This window comes from Bradyrhizobium sp. JYMT SZCCT0180 (assembly GCF_018130165.1).
Classification (GTDB): domain Bacteria; phylum Pseudomonadota; class Alphaproteobacteria; order Rhizobiales; family Xanthobacteraceae; genus Bradyrhizobium.
In genome coordinates, this window is record NZ_JAFCLZ010000004.1 from 241,982 (window position 1) to 260,452 (window position 18,471).

The 18,471-nt window shown below is 62.9% G+C and carries 16 protein-coding genes; 6 read left to right on the plus strand and 10 right to left on the minus strand.

The window, feature by feature from the left end:
- Positions 1-34: 34 nt before the first annotated feature.
- From JQ641_RS08045 to rpsT, 5 genes are all read right to left on the minus strand, one after another.
- Positions 35-2,155 (minus strand): hypothetical protein, encoded by a 2,121-nt coding sequence (locus JQ641_RS08045; protein ID WP_211995454.1) that lies wholly within the window; start codon positions 2,153-2,155, stop codon positions 35-37.
- Positions 2,156-2,272: 117 nt separating this feature from the next.
- On the minus strand, positions 2,273-3,412 hold the full coding sequence (gene recF / locus JQ641_RS08050) for a DNA replication/repair protein RecF (RefSeq protein ID WP_211995455.1): 1,140 nt from the start codon (positions 3,410-3,412) through the stop codon (positions 2,273-2,275).
- A 133-nt stretch (positions 3,413-3,545) separates the two neighbouring features.
- On the minus strand, positions 3,546-4,664 hold the full coding sequence (gene dnaN / locus JQ641_RS08055) for a DNA polymerase III subunit beta (RefSeq protein ID WP_192736315.1): 1,119 nt from the start codon (positions 4,662-4,664) through the stop codon (positions 3,546-3,548).
- 240 nt (positions 4,665-4,904) lie between these two features.
- Entirely contained in the window at positions 4,905-6,335 is a 1,431-nt protein-coding gene (dnaA, locus tag JQ641_RS08060; protein WP_192736316.1) for a chromosomal replication initiator protein DnaA, read from the minus strand.
- A gap of 1,214 nt (positions 6,336-7,549) precedes the next feature.
- A complete protein-coding gene (gene rpsT, locus JQ641_RS08065; RefSeq protein ID WP_192736317.1) occupies positions 7,550-7,816 on the minus strand; it encodes a 30S ribosomal protein S20 in 267 nt (88 codons plus the stop codon).
- Between the two features lie 347 nt (positions 7,817-8,163).
- Between rpsT and JQ641_RS08070 the strand changes: the two genes are divergently transcribed.
- The 4 genes from JQ641_RS08070 (at position 8,164) to JQ641_RS08085 (ending at position 11,486) form a co-directional block, all read left to right on the plus strand.
- On the plus strand, positions 8,164-8,481 hold the full coding sequence (locus tag JQ641_RS08070) for a hypothetical protein (protein WP_211995456.1): 318 nt from the start codon (positions 8,164-8,166) through the stop codon (positions 8,479-8,481).
- A 166-nt stretch (positions 8,482-8,647) separates the two neighbouring features.
- Complete coding sequence (gene msrA / locus JQ641_RS08075; protein ID WP_211995457.1) at positions 8,648-9,307, plus strand: peptide-methionine (S)-S-oxide reductase MsrA; 660 nt, start codon at positions 8,648-8,650, stop codon at positions 9,305-9,307.
- Positions 9,308-9,562: 255 nt separating this feature from the next.
- Positions 9,563-10,297, plus strand: coding sequence for a polysaccharide biosynthesis/export family protein (locus tag JQ641_RS08080; RefSeq protein WP_349628517.1), 735 nt, complete (start codon positions 9,563-9,565; stop codon positions 10,295-10,297).
- A gap of 181 nt (positions 10,298-10,478) precedes the next feature.
- On the plus strand, positions 10,479-11,486 hold the full coding sequence (locus tag JQ641_RS08085) for a Bug family tripartite tricarboxylate transporter substrate binding protein (protein WP_211995458.1): 1,008 nt from the start codon (positions 10,479-10,481) through the stop codon (positions 11,484-11,486).
- 174 nt (positions 11,487-11,660) lie between these two features.
- On the opposite strand, the gene JQ641_RS08090 is transcribed toward JQ641_RS08085, so the two are convergent.
- The 3 genes from JQ641_RS08090 to JQ641_RS08100 form a co-directional block, all read right to left on the minus strand.
- On the minus strand, positions 11,661-12,332 hold the full coding sequence (locus JQ641_RS08090) for a dienelactone hydrolase family protein (RefSeq protein WP_211995459.1): 672 nt from the start codon (positions 12,330-12,332) through the stop codon (positions 11,661-11,663).
- Between the two features lie 73 nt (positions 12,333-12,405).
- Positions 12,406-12,750: a hypothetical protein gene (locus JQ641_RS08095; protein WP_211995460.1), complete on the minus strand. Its 345-nt coding sequence runs from the start codon at positions 12,748-12,750 to the stop codon at positions 12,406-12,408.
- Positions 12,747-13,535, minus strand: a complete 789-nt coding sequence (locus tag JQ641_RS08100; RefSeq protein WP_211995461.1) for an alpha/beta fold hydrolase — start codon at positions 13,533-13,535, stop codon at positions 12,747-12,749. The genes JQ641_RS08095 and JQ641_RS08100 overlap by 4 nt, the downstream gene beginning before the upstream one ends.
- Positions 13,536-13,859: 324 nt before the next feature.
- Between JQ641_RS08100 and JQ641_RS08105 the strand changes: the two genes are divergently transcribed.
- Together JQ641_RS08105 and JQ641_RS08110 are read left to right on the plus strand one after the other, a co-directional pair.
- A complete protein-coding gene (locus JQ641_RS08105) occupies positions 13,860-14,351 on the plus strand; it encodes a (2Fe-2S)-binding protein (protein WP_192736324.1) in 492 nt (163 codons plus the stop codon).
- Entirely contained in the window at positions 14,348-16,639 is a 2,292-nt protein-coding gene (locus tag JQ641_RS08110; RefSeq protein ID WP_211995462.1) for a xanthine dehydrogenase family protein molybdopterin-binding subunit, read from the plus strand. The genes JQ641_RS08105 and JQ641_RS08110 overlap by 4 nt, the downstream gene beginning before the upstream one ends.
- Positions 16,640-16,862: 223 nt before the next feature.
- On the opposite strand, the gene JQ641_RS08115 is transcribed toward JQ641_RS08110, so the two are convergent.
- Both JQ641_RS08115 and JQ641_RS08120 read right to left on the minus strand, forming a co-directional pair.
- Positions 16,863-17,480, minus strand: a complete 618-nt coding sequence (locus JQ641_RS08115) for a hypothetical protein (RefSeq protein WP_211995463.1) — start codon at positions 17,478-17,480, stop codon at positions 16,863-16,865.
- Between the two features lie 151 nt (positions 17,481-17,631).
- Positions 17,632-18,285, minus strand: coding sequence for an alpha/beta fold hydrolase (locus JQ641_RS08120; protein WP_211995464.1), 654 nt, complete (start codon positions 18,283-18,285; stop codon positions 17,632-17,634).
- Between the last annotated feature and the right edge of the window lie 186 nt (positions 18,286-18,471).

The following is an 18,471-nucleotide window of genomic DNA, read 5'->3' on the forward strand; positions in this document are numbered from 1 at the left end:
CAAGCCGCGCGAGGATTGCTCCATTCCGCTCGTATCAATACATCTGCAGCGACAATGCTTCGCCGCTCGGGGCAATCATCAAGCCCCAGGCGTCATCAGCGGTGACCTCGACCGTATCGTTGCGCGCCGGACGGCCGGCGACCTTCACGGAATAGCTGTATTTGCCCGGCGGCAGGTCGAGCATCGGAGGCTTCTGCGATTGCGGCCCACCGGCGCCGGCAGCGAGCTTGATCGTCTGCTTGTTGATGGTGACGGCAGCCTCGCTGCTGCCGATATTGCCGAACACCAGCTTGGCCTGGCCCGGCTTCGGGATCATGCCGGCCTTCGCGGCGACTTCGGTATATTTCTGTGCGAGGCTGACGGTGGTCTCGTCCTCAGCTCGGCCAAGCTTCAACAACGCCGGCCCGTCGGGCGAGGCAAATGCCAGTTGCACGCGGTCCGCCTGCATGACGGCGCGCTCGGCGGATTCCTTCCAGCCGCGTTTGCCGAGTTCGGTGCGATAGAAGGCGAGCACGGAAGCGAGATCCGCAGGAATGCTGATTTCGAGTTCCCTGCGGAACGGGACGTCGCTGCCCGGGACCTTTCCGCTGCCGCGCGAGACGGTCGAACCACGCTGCTTGGGCATCGGAAACGGCGCATCGGGATCTATTTCGGGGTCGGCTTCGAGAATCTTTACCGCCGCTTTGGCGCCAGCAGCATTAGAGGCTTGAGCGGCGGCTACCACGCCTGGCTTGGCGGCCACCTTGGCATCGGCCGTCACCAGACCCGATCCAGAGGCCATGATCTTCGCCTTCGGACCCATCTGCATGACGGTGAACGACATCGCGTTGCCGCCTTTGAAAAACTCCATCACGACCATGCGGGGACCGTTGATGATGGAGGGCTTTTCCTTCCAGCCCTGGGCCTGCAGCGAGTCACGATAGAACGCGGCGACGGCTCGGACGGTCGAGGGGGAATAGAAATCGATCCGGCCTTTGTCACCGTCGAACTGCACCTCTTCGGCATTCTCCGGCAGCGGCACGGGTTTCGAATTGTCGGCAAGGGCGCGCAGCGGCGCATCCGCCAGCTTGGCGGCCTGGGCCGCGTCGGCTTCCTTCTTGGCCGTGGCGGCCGCGAGGACGGCTTCCTTCACTTGAGTGACAATATTGATCATCGTCAGATCATATCGGCGGCTGAGTTTCAGTGTGGCGGTTTGCTCGGCCGAGGAAAAATTCAGCGTGACATTATCAGCCGTGACGACAGCACCGCTGGCTTCTTCGGTCCAGTCTCGTGCCGCGAGTTCGCGACGATAGAAGGCCAGTGTTGCGGGAATTTCGGCAATGACCGCCAGCTCCACCGTGCGCCGGGCCGAATTCGAATCGCCGGAGCTCCGCTCGGTCTTGGTTGATTTCGGCCTCGGCAGGCCCGCTATTTCGGAATAGGCTTCCAGCGTGTCGGGCAACGCAAATGGCGCGACCCGGATCTCCACGCCGGTCCGTCCGTCGTCGCGGCGCTGCAATGTCAGCATGACCGGCAGCTGCCGGTCGTAGCGGTCATCATGGGCGTAATAGGCGCGGGCGCCATTCTCGATCGTCTCACTGAGCTGCGCGTTCGGCCAGCGCGCGGCGGCCTCCGCTGCGTTGAGCGGCTTCCAGCCGCTCGCTTCCATCTCCTTGCGGAAGAAGTCGAGCGTTGCGTCGAGCGCAGTCGGGGCGATGCAGCCGAGATAGGGCCGCCACTCGTCAAACATGATGTCGGCAGCATCTGGCGGGAACGGTACGTCCACAGAGGCTCTGGTGGCGCTGTAACCCATGGTGGATTGATCGGGCTTGGCTGCCGAGACCCACACCTGCAGTCCTAGCCGTCCCTTCTTGAAGTTCGACGAGGACTTGCTGTTTTCGAGTGGGCGCACAAATTGCTTCCAGCCGTCGGCAACCAACAATTGCTTCACCGCTGCGGTCGTGACCCCGGCGGCGGTCGGAACGTCGTAGGTTATTTGATGGCTTTTGGTGCTGGCCGTTCGTTCCACTGCGCCCTCGAGCCGCGGCAGGGTGCGGACATCGACCGTGTCGGGGTTGGCACTGGCGGCAACCGGCATGCTCGCGATCACCGCAAGGGCGACAGCAAACAGATGTTTTCGTGCCGGGACCAGCGTCCCGCGCGTCGTTCCAAACATGGGTATCTCCGGATATTGCCGATGCCTGGCGCAGCAGCGATGGCCGCGCGTCGATGGCGCGATTGCTGGACTCTAGTCGCGCGGGTGGTCGTTGAGGTTCAACCGGGCGCCTGTTGCTCAGGCGCGACGGGAGACGTGGCCGGAATCGACGTCGAAAACCTCGCCGGACGCGCCGATATCGGCGAATGCCGCCGGATCGGCGCCGGTCATCCAGACCTGCGCGCCGAGTTTTGCGAGCTCATTGAACAGCGCCTTGCGCCTGCCCGGATCGAGATGTGCGATGACCTCGTCGAGTAGCAACAGCGGTGCGATGCCGGTCATCTCGGCGACCAGCGTGGCATGGGCCAGCACCAGCCCGATCAGCAGCGCCTTCTGTTCGCCGGTGGAGGCATCGCGCGCCGGCATGTTCTTCGGCGCGTAGATCACCTGCAGGTCGGTGGTGTGGGGTCCATCCAGCGTGCGCCCGGCGGCGGCGTCGCGGGCTCGATTCGTGCGCAAAATCTCGCGGTAGCGATCTTCCACGGCCGTCGCAGGTTCGCTCACCAGCGCGTTCTCCATCCAGCCGTCGAGCATGATCTGTGCCGACGGAAATGCGGAAGCCGCACCGCGCTCGCGCAGCATCGCTGCGAGTCTTGTGACGGTCTGGCCGCGGGTGGCGGCGACCGCGACCGCAAGCTCGGCGGTTTCGCGCTCGATCGCGTCGCACCAATGGTCGTCGTAATTGCGCACTTCGAGCAGCCGGTTGCGCGAGCGCAGCGAACGCTCCAGCGCCGACACGCGGCTGGAATGCTCGCTGTCGATCGCCAGCACCAGCCGGTCGAAAAAGCGCCGCCGTTCCGAGGCGGCGCCAAGAAACAGCCCGTCCATCGCCGGCGTCAGCCACACCATGCGCAGATGATCGCCGAACGCGGTCGCCGAGCTCACCGGCTCGCGGTCGATCCGGCAGCGCCGGCCGGTGGAACTGTTTTCATTTCCCGGCGCATCGATGCCGGTGCCCAGCGTCGCAAGCCCCAGCGCGCCTTCGACTTCGGCGGAGACCGCCCAGGAGCCGTCGCCCTGATTGTCGGCGACATCTTCCAGCGTCGCGCGCCGCAAGCCCCGTCCCGGCGACAGAAACGAGATCGCCTCGAGGCAATTGGTCTTGCCGGCGCCGTTCGGTCCCACCAGCACCACGACGTCGCCGCGCGTCTGCACGCTCCCCGCCCGATAATTGCGAAAATGCGTCAGCGTCAGCTTGTGGATACGGGAGGGGGTCATAACGAAACTCTTTCGTCATGCCCGGCCTTGTGCCGGGCATCCACGTCTTTACAGCGCCTAAGACGTGGATGGCCGGGACAAGCCCGGCCATGACGTAATTTGGGCAGCAAGCCCGGCAATGACAAGTGGGCTATCACACCCGCATCGGCATCAGCACGTAGAGTGCGCCTTTGTTGTCCTTGTCCTGCACCAGCGTCGGGGAGCCGGGATCGGCCAGCCGCAGCACCGCGACCTCGCCTTCGATCTGGGCGGCGATGTCAAGCAGATAGCGCGAGTTGAAGCCGATATCGAGCGCGTCGGAAGCGTATTCGACTTCGAGTTCTTCGGTGGCGCTGCCGGAATCCGGGTTGGTCACCGACAGGACCAGCTTGCCGGCCGACAACGCCAGTTTCACCGCGCGGCCGCGTTCGCTCGAAATGGTCGAGACGCGGTCGACCGCGGCCTCGAAATCCTTCTTGTCGACGATCAGTTCCTTGTCGTTGTTCTGCGGAATGACGCGGCCGTAGTCCGGGAAGGTGCCGTCGATCAGTTTCGAGGTCAGCACCACATTGCCGAGGGTGAAGCGGATCTTGCCCTGCGACAATTCGATCGAGACTTCGGCTTCATTGTCCTCGATCAGCCGCTGCACCTCGCCGACGGTCTTGCGCGGCACGATCACGCCGGGCATGCCGACAGCGCCCTTCGGGAGAACCAGATCGATCTGCGCCAGGCGGTGTCCGTCGGTCGCCACCCCGCGCAGGGTCGCAGCCTTGGCGCTGCCGGCCGAGTGCAGGTAGATGCCGTTGAGGTAATAGCGGGTCTCTTCGGTCGAGATCGCAAATTGGGTGCGGTCGATCAGGCGCTTGACGTCGGCGGCGGCCAGCGAGAACGAATGCGTCATGTCGCCGGCGGCCAGATCGGGGAAATCGCTTTCGGGGAGGGTCTGCAGCGTGAAGCGCGAGCGGCCGGCGCGGATCGCCAGCACCGAACGGTCGCCGTCGGCCTCCAGCACGATCTGCGCGCCGTCGGGCAGCTTGCGGACGATGTCGTAGAACATGTGCGCCGGCACGGTGGTCGAGCCGGCGGTTCCGGTTTCCGCCGCCAGGGTTTCCGTTACCTCGAGGTCGAGGTCGGTCGCCTTCAGCGACAGCTTGGCGTTTTCGGCACGGATCAGCACGTTGCCGAGGATCGGGATGGTGTTGCGGCGCTCGACCACGCGATGGACGTGACCCAGCGATTTCAGGAGTTGCGCGCGTTCGACGGTGACCTTCATTGCAATACCCGCCTGATCCCTAAGATGGAAAAGCCGGGCGGCCCTGAAGGCGCGCCGCGGCCATTGAAACCCGAAAAGCCGGATCAAGGTGGACTTGATCAAACCTTCGGGGGGACCGCAAGGTGGCGCGGATATGGCCCAAGCGCAAGGGCAAGTCGCAGGGAGCGCGGCGCCGTTCCCCACGTTTTGCGGGAGGAAAACCTTCTCCCTGCCCCCTCAGGAGGCAGGGAGAAGAAGAATTCATTCCTGCAATTGGCGCTTCAGCGATTCCACCTCTTCCGACAGCGCGGTATCCCGGGACACCAGTGCCTCGATCTTGCGCACGGCGTGCAGCACCGTGGTGTGGTCGCGTCCGCCGAACCGGCGGCCGATCTCGGGCAGCGATCGCAGCGTCAGCGTCTTGGCCAGGTACATCGCGACCTGGCGCGGACGAACCACATTGGCGGTACGCCGGGACGACAACAGGTCCGAACGGCTGACATTATATTGTCGGGCCACCACGCGCTGGATGTCCTCGATCTTGATCCGCTTCGGCTCCTGCGGACGGATCAGGTCGCGGACTTCGCGCTCGGCCATTTCCAGCGTCACCGGCTGGGCGTTGAGCTTGGAGTGCGCGAGCAGCCGGTTGATGGCGCCTTCGAGATCCCGGCCGTTATGGGTGATGGTGCGCGCGAGATAGTCCAGCACCGGTTCCGGCACGTCGAAGCTCGCATGATGGGCGCGGGCCGCAGCGACGCGAGATTTGAGGATGCCGAGCCGAAGCTCTTCGCCGAGCGAACCCATTTCCACGACGAGGCCGCCGGCCAGCCGCGAGCGCACGCGATCATCGAGGCTTTCGAGATCGGACGGCGGACGGTCGGCCGCGATCACGACCTGGCGGCCGGCATCGATCAGCGCGTTCAGCGTATGGCAGAACTCGGCCTGGGTCGATTTGCCCTGCAGGAACTGCAGATCGTCGATCACGAGCACGTCGATGCCGCGCAGAGCTTCCTTGAACGCCAGCGCCGTCTGCGTCTTCAGCGCTGCGACGAAGCCGTACATGAACTTCTCGGCGGTGAGATAGAGCACCTTGCGCTCGTTGCCGGAATTGCCGGCCCATGTGACGGCCTGCAGCAGATGCGTTTTGCCGAGGCCGACGCCGGCGTGAATATAGAGAGGATTGAACATCACGGGATCGCCGCGGCGCCCTTCGGCGACCTGGCGTGCCGCCGCATGCGCCAGCGTGTTGGATCGGCCGATCACGAAACTTGCAAAGGTGAGGCGCGGATCGAGCGGCGAACCGCCGAGCGCATCATGGCTCGCGGACACCGGCGCGGTCGCGGTGGCGCGCAGCTCGGGCGCGGGGCGACCGTTGGCATGCTCGACGCGGCGCTGATCGGCCGGCGCGGGAGCCTCCTTCGCGGGTGCGGCGCATCGCATCGCCGTGCGCACGGTGAGGTCGATCCGGTGCACTTCGGGCATCTCCGCCTGCCAGCAGGCGAGAACGCGATCGGCGTAATGCGCCTGGATCCAGCTCTTGAGGAACCGGGTCGGGACCGACAGATGGACGTTCTCGTCCTGCACGCCTTCCAGATCCATGCGCGCGAACCAGCTCGTGTAGACGTCTTCGCCTACCGTCGTCCGCAACCGACCCTTCACCCGCGACCAGCGATCCTGTTCGATATTCGTCATTGCCTGATAACTTTTCTGAAGGAGTAATGTTCGTTGCTAATTCGCCTTGCAGGGTTCCTGCCAGCAGGGGTGCTGCAAGGCGCGACCTCAAACGGGACTTCAACTCCGGACATGGATCGACCGTTCGGCGCGAACCGCCGCTGGTCAGATTGTCAGTTGGAGAAGAAGGTTTCCCGTGAGGTCAGCGCGTACTCGACGGTCTTTTCGGAGTTCGCACCGAGGAATGGTTGGAAATGATACCTGGAGTAACCGACACGGTCTCGTATGAAATTCGCATGTCAAATGCCGCGATGATTCCGTAAAGCATAGTGCCTCCCCCTCTCGCCGCGAGAACGCGGCGAGTTGTCATGTCGCAAGTGTTTTTCAAAGTCAGTCTGCCGCTACCGAACATCGAATGCCCGGCGCTGCGCCGCCGCGTAACCTCAGTCTGCCGTCTTCAACACGTTCACGCGCTACGCGTTCCCAACGCTGCGGCTGCCCCAAGACTTGCCTTATCTCTCTAGGCATCGACACGCGAACCATGCACGCCACGCCTGAGAAATTTAGACACAGAACAACCATTCTCATATTGCTATGAGTTACCAACTTAGCATCGCTTGGAAAGCGTCGCTAACGCGCACACCGCCGCCGATTTGCACGTCCACCCTTGGGTCTCAAACCGCGCTGGTCTGGAGAGCCGCGGGCGTCGCGAACGACACTAGATGTACACCAAGCGGAAATTCTGACAATCCGTGAATCGACGTGCGGGAGAGACTCTGTGGCTGTGTTGCAGCACTGCACTCGAGGAGCGGGAAAGCAAGCTTCTGAATCCGCGCAGAGAATCGCGCGCGTGACAATTCGTGTCACGCTCTCAAAAAATTTTCATAAAATTTTTACTTAAGTTCGTTAGCGGGCCGATTTTCGAACCGCTTGCGCTTGCTATGTTGATAAGTAACTAGCGAAGCGAAGTTTTTCGCGATTGTTTTTCAGGGTAACTCCCGCAGCACTTTCGTGGGCTTGAAGAGCGGGCTTCATCCGATTTGCACAGCGATACCGTCTGTGCATCTCGCGTCTGCGCACAGCATTGCCGTTGCACCAATCGCACCGCCGTAAAACTACGGGCGCGAAGAAATATGACACGCACTCGGCTGTGCAGCAACGGGACAATCGAACTGGAAAAAAGAAAAAGCCCGGCCAGGGCCGGGCTTCTTTGACGAATATTTTTTTCCGTCAGTTCATTTCGCGAGCTTGGCGATCTGGTGCGTCAGGCGTGACACCTTCCGGCTCGCGTTGTTCTTGTGAATGATGTTGCGCTGCGCGGCTTGCATCAGTTCCGGTTCCGCGCGCGCCATCGCCTTCAACGCTGCATCGCGGTCGCCGCTCTTGATGGCTTCTTCGACGGTGCGAACCGCACCACGCATCTGGGTGCGGCGCGACTTGTTGATGATGGTGCGGCGGGCAATCTTGCGGGTCGCCTTTTTGGCGGAAGTGGTATTGGCCATGTTCTCAACTATCCTTCGGCTGTCATCGCTCGGGTGGTCGGGCTTGAGCGCGCCGGCCGTTCAAATTGCGCTGGTGTGTTTCTAGGGTGTCCTTGAGGTCGCCATGCTCGGGAGCCAAAATGCTCCCACCGCGGCGCGGCTCAAAGAACAGCGGCGGCGGGATTGCGCCCGCCGCCATTGGGGGTCTTATAGAGGGCTGGTCCTGCACCGTCAACGCTTTCCGGATCCTCCAAAAATCGGAAAATCCGGCCGGAAATGGCGCATAAGGTGCTGACGAGGTTGAATTTATTAAGGGAGCCCGGTATTGGGCTGACGGCCTTCCGGGCCCGACAGGTATAAGGTGACGCATGATCCGCGGTTTCTTCCGGCTAATTGGCCTGCTGCTCCTGGCCGGCGGATTCATCTTCATGGTCTATGACGGCGCACGGTATGTCGCCGACCAGACTCTGCGTTTCACCCGGTTCGGGCAGTTCTGGAACGACATCCACCAGTCCAGCCAGCTGGCGTTTCGCACTTCGGTCGAGGGGGCCGCGCCCTGGCTCTGGAACAGTGTCATCAGGGTCCTGCTGGACCAGCCGGTTTTCGCGGTGCTGGGTGTGTTCGGCATTCTCTTGATGATCCTGTTCCGGCCCCGCAAGCCGCTGATCGGCTATTCGCGCGACTGACAGGCTTTGCTTCAGCAAAGGCAGGGTGTTGCCAAGGCTTACGTAAGGAGGCTTGCACAAGGAGGCTTGCGTAACAGGGCTGCGGCAACCCGCGTAAAGCCTTATATAGAAGTCAGCCGGCTGCCGCCGTTTGCGCGCCAGCCGATGTTCCGCCTGGAGGCAATCCATGTTGTTCATGCGCAAGACCACCGCGTTGCCGAGTGCCGCCGAAGCGCTGCCGGGCCGCGCCACGCCGATCCCGACCGCGTCAACCCATTTCGTCAACGGCCGCAAGCTGCAGCCGCCTTATCCTGAGGGTCTCGAGCAGGCGGTGTTCGCGCTCGGCTGTTTCTGGGGCGCCGAGCGCAAGTTCTGGCAACTCGGCGAGGGCATTTTTGCGACCGCCGTCGGTTACGCCGGCGGCCACACGCCCAATCCGACCTACGAAGAAGTTTGCTCGGGCCGCACCGGTCACACCGAAGTGGTGCTCGTCGTGTTCGATCCGAAGAAGATCTCCTTTGAGGCGCTGCTGAAGACGTTCTGGGAAAATCACAACCCGACGCAGGGCATGCGCCAGGGCAACGATGTCGGCACCCAATATCGTTCCGCGATCTACACGCGCAGCGATGCGCAAGCCAAAGCCGCCGATGCGTCGAAGGCGATGTACCAGAAGGCACTGGCAGCCAAGGGTCTTGGCGCCATCACCACCGAGATCGCAGCCTCAGGCGAATTCTATTTTGCCGAGGACTATCATCAGCAATATCTCGCCAAGAATCCGGCCGGCTATTGCGGGCTGGGCGGCACCGGCGTGTCGTGTCCGATCGGCGTCGGCGTAAACGCCGCCTGATTGCGCTGCTTCTTCCTTAACCTCGCCCCGCTTGCGGGGAGAGGTCGGATCGCTCTTGCGATCCGGGTGAGGGGGTACAGGTCTATCAACTTGCATCAGCGTGCGTTGATAGAGCCCCTCACCCCAACCCTCTCCCCGTAAGAACGGGGAGAGGGAGTCTCACCGCTTCCGCTCGCCCGCACCGCACCCCAAAAAACGCTTTGTTAACCATAACCGGTGCAAGACTAGAGCTGTCTCGCTTTGAGGGATGCTCCGGTGCGAGTTGCGCGCGCGTTTCTGTTTTCGATCACTGCGATGATGGCCGCGCTCGCTCTGTCGGGGTGCATGCGCACGGCCGGACCCGTGGCGGTCGCGCCGCAAGCCGATCTCGACGCCATCACCTATGGCCCGGCGCCGGTCGCCGTCGTGGACAATAGCGGCGGCGGCGCCATCAGCGCGATGCGCGCGTCCTTTGCCAGAGCGCCGCGTCCGGGTTACGCGCCCGTCGTTGTCGCGGGGCCCGTCGCCTATGCCGAACCGGTCCGATATGACACGTCGTATCATCTCGATGCCGGCGACAGGCTGCGCGTCGTGGTCTACGGCCAGGAAGGCCTCACCAATACTTACGCGATCGATGCCGGCGGCTCGATCACGATTCCGCTGATCGGCTCGGTGCCGGCGCGCGGCCGCACGCCCGCCGGTCTCGCGGCCGAGATCGCAGCCAAACTGCGCGCCGGCTTCATCCGTGATCCCTCCGTCGCGGTCGAGATCGAAGCCTACCGGCCGTTCTTCATCCTCGGCGAAGTGGCGGCGCCCGGCCAATATCCTTACGTGCCCAACATGACCGTCGAGAGCGCGGTTGCGATCGCCGGCGGCTTCTCGCCCCGCGCGCGCCGTGACCGCGTGACGGTGACACACACCGATGGCTCGGGAACCGCGCGCTACGTCGTTCCGCCCGGCACCTCGATCAGCCCGGGCGATACGGTGCTGGTCGGCGAGCGCTGGTTCTAGCGGCGCTGTTCCGATCATTCCGTGCAGCGGCATTACCGTTATCAGCCATTGGCTGGCTGTGGTGAATCAGCGCATTAAGCGCGAAGCGCCGGATCGGAACTTGCCTCTCACAGGCCAGCGGCATAAGCCGCCGTCAACGCAATTCAGCGAAATCAACCTATCAAAATCACTTGGAGATAAGATGAGCATCCGGCTGCCAATCAAGCTCGTGCGCACCGCCATTTCAGCTGCCATGATCGCAGGCATTGCCATGACGGCGGTGTGCGTGTCCGCCGACCGGGCAGCGGCGCAGTCCTATCCGGACCGGCGCATAACCTTCGTGGTGCCTTATCCCGCGGGCGGAGCCACCGACGTTTCGGCACGCCTGCTGGCCAACAAACTGTCGGAAGCGTGGAAGCAGCCCGTCGTCGTCGAAAACAAGTCGGGCGGCGGCGGTGTGGTCGGCAATGATTACGTCGCCAAGGCGCAGCCCGATGGCTACACCGTGCTGGTTGCCATCACCCAGATCATCCAGGCGCCGAGCCTGATTGCGAAACTGCCCTACGACGTCTTCAAGGATCTCGCGCCGGTGACCCAGGTCGGGCTGTCGACGATCGTGCTGACGGTCCCTGAGGCGCAGCCGATCAAGACGGTCAAGGAACTGATCGATCACGCCAAGGCGAACCCCGGCAAGGTGCCGTACGGCTCGTTCGGCAACGCGACGACGTCGCATCTCTACGGCGAACTCCTGAAGAAGAACGCGGGCATCGACATGACCCATGTTCCCTATCGTGGCGCGGCGCCGCTGGTGAACGATCTGCTCAACAACACGGTGACCGCAGGCTTCGTCGATCTGACCACGGCCGGCCCGCAAATCCAGGCCGGCAAGGTCCGGGCGTTGGCGGTCGGCGGCGAAAAGCGCAGGACCCAGTTGCCGAACGTGCCGACGATGGCCGAACTCGGCTTCCCGGGCTTCGAGGCCGAAGGCTGGGTCGGTGTGTTCGTGCCCGCGGCGACGCCCAAGGACATCGTCACGAAACTGTCCGCGGAACTGGCCCGCATCATCGCATCCCCCGAGGGAGTAGCAGGGCTCGAGACGGTCAGCCTGATGCCGGTCGGCGGTACGGCGGAAACCTTCGCAGCCACCCTGCGCCGCGACTCCGCGCGCTGGGCCGATGTGGTGAAAGCCACCGGCGTCAAGGGCGAGTGATCATTGTCGCCCCGGCGAAGGCCGGGGCCCATACGCCGCGGCCCGTGTTGTTGGAAAAGGAAGATAACGACCAGCGTGTAAGCCAATTGCCGCTGGTGGTTATGGGTCCCCCGATGCGCAATTGCGCATCTGCGCTCAAGGCCGGGACGACGGCGGTGAATGACGGCTACGTCGTCACTTCAAATGCCGGGCAAAGAAATCGAGGCTGCGCGGCCAGGCGATGTCGGCGCTGGCCTTGTCGTAGCTGGCCCGCTCGTCGCAGTGAAAGCCGTGCTGCGCGCCGGGATAGACATGGACTTCGACGTCGGGCCGCTTGGTCCTGATGGTCTCGACGTCGGTCAAGGGAATGCCGGCGTCCTTTTCACCGAAATGCAATTGCGTCGGCACTTTCGGCTTGTCGTCGGCGAAGCGGACGACGGCGCCGCCGTAATAGCCGACCGCGGCTGATAGCCCCGTCAGCTTGGTCGCGGCGGCGAACGCGATACTGCCGCCGAGGCAGAAGCCGATGATGCCGACCGGACCCACGCTCTTGACCGCATCGATCGCGGCCTGGGTGTCGAGCAGCATCGCGGCCCAATCCGGATTGGCGACGAATTTGCGCGCGTTCGCGACTTCGTCCGGCGAATAGCCGCTTTGGAAATTCGGGGTGATGCGGTCGAAGATCGACGGCGCGATCGCGACATAGCCGGCGCTCGCGAGCCGGTCGCACACCGAACGAATGTGGTGATTGACGCCAAAGATCTCCTGGATCACCACGATGGCCGCCTTGGGCGCGCCCGCCGGATCGGCGCGATAGCCGCCGAGCTTGAAACCGTCCGAGGCCGTCAGTGTAATATCCTGTCCCACGGGTTATCCTTTTTGTTGCAGTGTTGCTTTTTGTCGAAGGGTTGCACGAAGCCTGTTGCAGGGAAGGCGGCGGTTACTGCCACATCCAGTTGTGACCCCAGTCGCCCTTCCAGCCGGCCAGCCGGCCTTTGCGGAATTGCAGATAGAGCCGGTGCTTGCTCGGAAACAATCCACTGCCGCCGAGATCGCGGAAGGTCAGGAACACCTCGTCGCCCGGCCGTCCCCTGACGTAGTTGAGCGGCGTTCCAAGTGCGCGTTCGGCTTCCATCGCATCCATGCCGAATGCGAGCGGCGTGGTGTTCGACAGGGTTTCGGTGAACGGCGGCGGGTAGGGGCCGCCGAAAGGCGGCAGCTTTTGCGCAAGCGCAGATGCCGCGCTGGCGACGAGAAGCAGAGAAGCCGCGGCAATCGCCTTCATGTCGCGGCCCTCGCGCTTGCCTTTGCATCGAGGCGATCGAGGAACGGCAGCACCGCTTCGATAAAAGCCTGCGGCTGATCGATGTTGACGGCGTGGCCGGCGGCCGGAACAACCACCTTCTTCGCACCCGGGATCTTCGCGGCCATGTAATCGGATGCGGCCAGGAACGGCGTGTCGTCGGCGCCGACCACCACCAGCGACGGCACGTTGATGTCGGGCAGCGATTCAATCACGCGCGCATCGCGCTGGATCAGCATGCCGCGCGCGGCCCGCGCCAGTCCCGACGCGTCGCGATGGCTGACGCCGGAGCGTTCGCGGCTGGCGGATTTCAGAACGTCCAGTCCCTCGCGATCGAACCGGTTGCCGGTTTCATGGGCGCGCCTGTTCCAGACCTCGCGCGCATCGTCCTTCTTGAAGCCGGGTCCGGTGTCGATGATCAGCAGCGCCCGCACGCGCTCCGGGTGGCTGCGACAGAAAGCCAGCGACATGTAGCCGCCGAGCGATAGCCCGCCGACCACAGCCTTGTCCGCGCCGACCTCGTCGAGCAATGCGGCCATGTCGGCCACCGTCAACGCTTCGCTATAGGCCGCCGGGTCATCGGGATAATCCGACTGGCCGTGGCCGCGCATGTCCCACAACACAAGTTTGTGATGTTTCGACAGCGCCTCGATCTGGCCCTGCCACATCCCGGAGGTCGAGGAATAACCGTGGGTTAAGAGCAGCGGTGGGCCGCTGCCATGCACCTCGTAATAGATGTTGACGCCGTCACGGTTGATTTTCGGCATTTCGGATTCCCGGCCAGGATAATGTGTGATTTCGATCCGGTGGTATCCTAGCGCGATCCGTCAGCGGTTGGGAAATGCGGAAATGGCGGACCGTGCCCACGCCGCGGGCATTCGAAATCTCAATTGCACGCGCACGATCTTGCCGCAGCGCACAACCAGATTTTTCAAAATTTTATTCTCTTCGAACGATTCCAAATTGCATTGCCTCTAATTCCGATCGGTATCATTCTGCGCGCCAACTGACATCGAGCCGGTGGGTGCCAGGAATACCCAACAGTGAGCTGCCGCCGTAAGCGGCTTCATACATCGGAAGGGGAAGCGCAAATGCCTAATCTGAACATCAACGGGCGGAATATGTCCGTCGAGGCGGCGGGCGATACGCCGCTGCTATGGGTCATCCGCGAGCAATTGCAGATGACCGGCACGAAATTCGGATGCGGCGCCGGCCTGTGTGGCGCCTGCACGATTCACGTCAACGGCGAAGCCGTCAGGTCCTGCCAGACCCTGGTCAGCGACGCCGTCGGCAAGAAGATCACCACCATTGAAGGCCTCAGCCCCAAGAGCGATCATCCGCTGCAGAAGGCCTGGATCCTCGAGCAGGTGCCGCAATGCGGCTACTGCCAGTCCGGCCAGATCATGCAGGCGGCGTCCCTGCTGTCCAAGAATTCCAATCCGACCAAGGAAGAAGTGGTTGCGCATATGGACGGCAATCTGTGCCGTTGCATGACCTATTCCCGCATCCAGAAGGCGATCCTGCGCGCCGCCGCCGACATGCGCACCGCGTCCAACGCCGGCACCGAGCGGAGGCCCACATGAATACGCACGTGAAAAAGATATCCGGCGAACCCGCCGACCTCAGCCGCCGCTCCTTCCTCGTCGGCACCGCCGCCGCGGGCCTTGCGCTCGGCTACTCCGCCGTCCCAGGCCTGCTCGGCGCCGATCAGGCGCTGGCGGCACCGGCCAAGTTCGATCCCAGCGTCTGGTACTCGATCGGGCCGGATGGCCTGGTCACCGTGACGTGCGGCAAGGCCGATATGGGCCAGCACATCGCCTCGACCATGGCGCAGATCGTTTCCGAAGAGCTCGGCTCGTCCTGGAAGGACATGCGGGTTCAGCTGGCCTCCAACGATCCGAAGTTCAACGATCCCGTCCTGGGCGCGCAGATCACCGGCGGCAGCTGGTCGACGATGATGAACTTCGATGCGATGAGCCGCGCGGGCGCCGCGGGGCGGATCGCGCTGACGCAGGCGGCGGCCACGATCATGGGCGTTCCCGCCGGCGAACTGGTGGTGCGCGATTCCACCGTGTCGCATCCGAAGTCGAAGAAGTCGATGAGTTTTGCCGACATCGTCAAGAGCGGCAAGATCACCAAGACTTTCACACCCGATGAGCTCAAGGCGATCAAGCTCAAGACGCCGGATCAATACACCATGGTCGGCGTTTCGGTGCCGCAGCTCGACATTCCCCCGAAGAGCAACGGCACGGCCAAATACGGCATCGACGTCAATGTGCCGGGCATGGTCTACGGCGCTGTGGTGACCCCGCCGGTGCGGTTTGGCGCCACAGTGAAATCGGTCGATGATTCCGCGGCCAAGAAAGTGCCGGGCTTCATCAAGGTGGTGACGCTCGACGACAAGACCGGCAGCACGACTGGCTGGGTGGTGGCGGTAGCCAATACCTATGCCAATGCGAAGAAAGCGGCGGGAGCGCTGAAGATCGCCTATGACGGTGGTCCGAACGCCAAGCTGTCGAGCGAGTCGCTGCTCGATGAGGCGAAGCGGCTGCAGAAACTGGATGATTCCGGGCAGTTCTTCGTCAAGGACGGTGACACCGCGGCGGCCTTCGGTACCGCGGCGAAGGTGCTGGAGGCGGAATACACCACCAGCATCAACATCCATGCGCCGCTCGAGCCGATGAACGCCACCGCGGAGTTCAAGGGCGACATCCTGAATATCTATTCCGGCAACCAGTTCGCGACGCGCTCCGGCGCGATCGCGGCGGGCGCCGCCGGGATCGATCCAAAGTACGTCGTGATGCATCAGATGTGGCTGGGCGGCGGCTTCGGCCGGCGTCTCGACGCCGACATGATGGTGCCCGCCGTGCAGGCGGCGAAAGCCGTCGGCAAGCCGGTCAAGGTGATCTACTCCCGCGAAAACGACATGACCATGGACTATTCGCGCCCCCTGACCTTCCAGAAGGTCAAGGCGGGCCTCGACGGCGACGGCAAGCTGATCGCGCTCAATCACGACGTGGTCAGCGCGTGGCCGACGCAGCGCTGGGGCATCCCCGATTTCCTGTCGCCTTCGGTCGACAAGAAGGGGCCGCTGGATGCGTTCACCGTGAACGGCGCGGATTTCTTCTATTCCGTGCCCAATCACAATGTGCGCGCCATCAAGAACGAGATGGCGCACAACGCCACCCCGTCGGGACAGCTGCGGTCGGTTGCACCGGGCTGGACCTTCTGGGCGGTCGAAAGCATGATCGACGAACTCGCCCATGCCGCCGGCAAGGATCCCGCCGAGTACCGGATCTCCCTGCTTGACGGCAAGGGCAAGAACGATGGTGGGGCGCAGCGTCTGCGCAGCACACTCCTTGCGGCGATGGGCATGGCCGGCTACGGCACCGTCAAACTCCCCAAGGGCGAAGGCATGGGCGTAGCCTGCGTGTCGTCGCAGGAACGGGCCACCGCGAGCTGGACCGCCTGCGTGGCCCATGTCGCGGTGTCGCCGAGCGGCGAGGTCAAGGTCAAGAAACTGACCGTGGCCACCGACGTCGGCATGCAGGTGCATCCCGACAACATCCGCGCCCAGGTCGAGGGCGCGGCGCTGTGGGGCCTGTCGCTCGCGATGTATGAAAAGGCGACGCTGAAGGACGGCGGTATCGAACAGACCAACTTCGATACCTACACCCCGCTGCGCATGAGCCAGGTGCCGGAAGTCGCCGTCAACGTCATCGCCAACGGCGAAAAGCCGACCGGCGTCGGCGAGCCGGCGGTGACGGTGATCGCGCCCGCGCTCGGCAACGCCATCTTCAACGCCTGCGGCGCCCGCGTTCGGGCGTTGCCGATCACGGCGGAGGCGGTGAAGGCGAACATGAAGGCGTAGGGCGACTCAAGTTACGCAACAACAACGATCCGCCGGAGATGTCTCCGGCGGATTTTTGCGTTGTTGGCGCGAAACTCCCACACCCGTCATTGCGAGCGCAGCGAAGCAATCCATTCCTCCGCATGCCGCGCTATGGATTGCTTCGCTTCGCTCGCAATGACGGGGAAGCACGCCCTACGCACTGTCAACGTAACTCCCGTTTGGACCTTTAACGGGCTCAGCCTTAAATAATTTGACACTTGAACAGGCAAAGAGCTTCGCGAAGGCCCGCGGCCTCCAGCGCATCGCCCAGCGCTCCGCTTACGAAGATCGATTTCAGAAGCAGAGGGTCAACCCAAACGTCAGATCCACCCAGCGCATCGCGAGAAACCGCGATCGCACCGTCAGACATCGCGAATGGAAATACGCACCAGTCCCGACTGCCTCCGCTGTTCGGCCTTGCAGCCGGAGAGTGGGCTTCCAAAAATGCGCTCTTCATGCCTCCAAATATCCAGGAGAAATATGATCCTGCGATCGGGGTCGTGTTGTCACTTCGGAACGCCCCTTCAGTAACTGGGTAGAGCGCCCCATTGCCGAGATCGAATTGACTCAAGATTTCTGCCACGCGAGCGGACACGATACATTGCCCCTCCGCAAAAAACATATCGGGGATGGAACGATCCTCGTCTTTGTCGAGCCATACACGCTTAGGGCACATGTCCGCGGAAACGAATTCGCCACGATCGTTGCGCGTTACTCCTTCGATAGCCCGCGCTCGATCATTCTGGAAGATATCCGTGTAGGCATACAAAATGAGCATGGAAGTTTGCATAGCCTTGCTGACCCATACGTGATCGGTCATCTCTCTCTCCTAACCCGTAATGGCGCGATCTACGCACAGGATACACACGCCGACTTGAAATGCGTAATTCCTGCGCGCCCCCCCGCGGACTGACCCTCAAGGCCCTACGCAGCTAAGCTTCCGCTTTGGATGGTTCGCAGTCGTTAGTTGCTCAAACCTGCGCCAGCAATATCTCGGCCAAAGCCTCGGGCTGCAGCCGTGCTACATTGTGCCCGCAATCGAAGGCAAAGGTCGACCACTCCGGCTCGCGGCTCAGGCGTTGATAAAGGTCGAGGAACGGACTTCCCTCCCATCCATGCGCGCCGACGAAGGTCTTGCGCGGCACTTCGCGCCAGCGTCCGCTGAGATTGATCGACTGGAGAAACGTCCCCATCGGATGCGGCCGGCAGCGCGGGTCAAGCGTGGGAGGCGGCGCGGAGTTTAGTCCGTCGGCCTGCGCGCCCGTGACGAACATGTCTCGAAAACGCGGCGTCGTCAGCGACCAGACCGAGTCGCCGGAATCAGGCACATAGGCGTCCACATAGACCAGCGCCCGGATTTTCGACGGCGCAGCATCGGCCGCGCCGCTCACGACCATCCCGCCGTAGGATTGACCAACAAGGACCACGTCGCCCTGCTGCGACTTCACGGTACTGACGACCTCACCAATGTGGGTTTCAAGATTCGCCGTCGGGGCGGGTTCATCGCCGAGCCCTGAGAGCGTGATCGGCAAGGCTTTGTGCCCGTGCGCGGCAAGTATCTCGGCCACCTGTTGGTAGACCCAGCCGCCCTGCCAGCCTCCGGCGATGAGGATAAAGGTGGCCATGTGATTCTTTCCTGACGTTGACACCTGCGAAACTTCGGCATCGCTTTCGCCGAAATCAAGACCACGTGCCGACGGACTGTGCTAAATTGAAGCTCGTAGAGCGACGTCCCCTTAATCCGCCATCTCGTACCGATCGGCGGGTCAAGGAGAACCCGCCTTACACGCTGATGTCATGAAGCTGTCGTC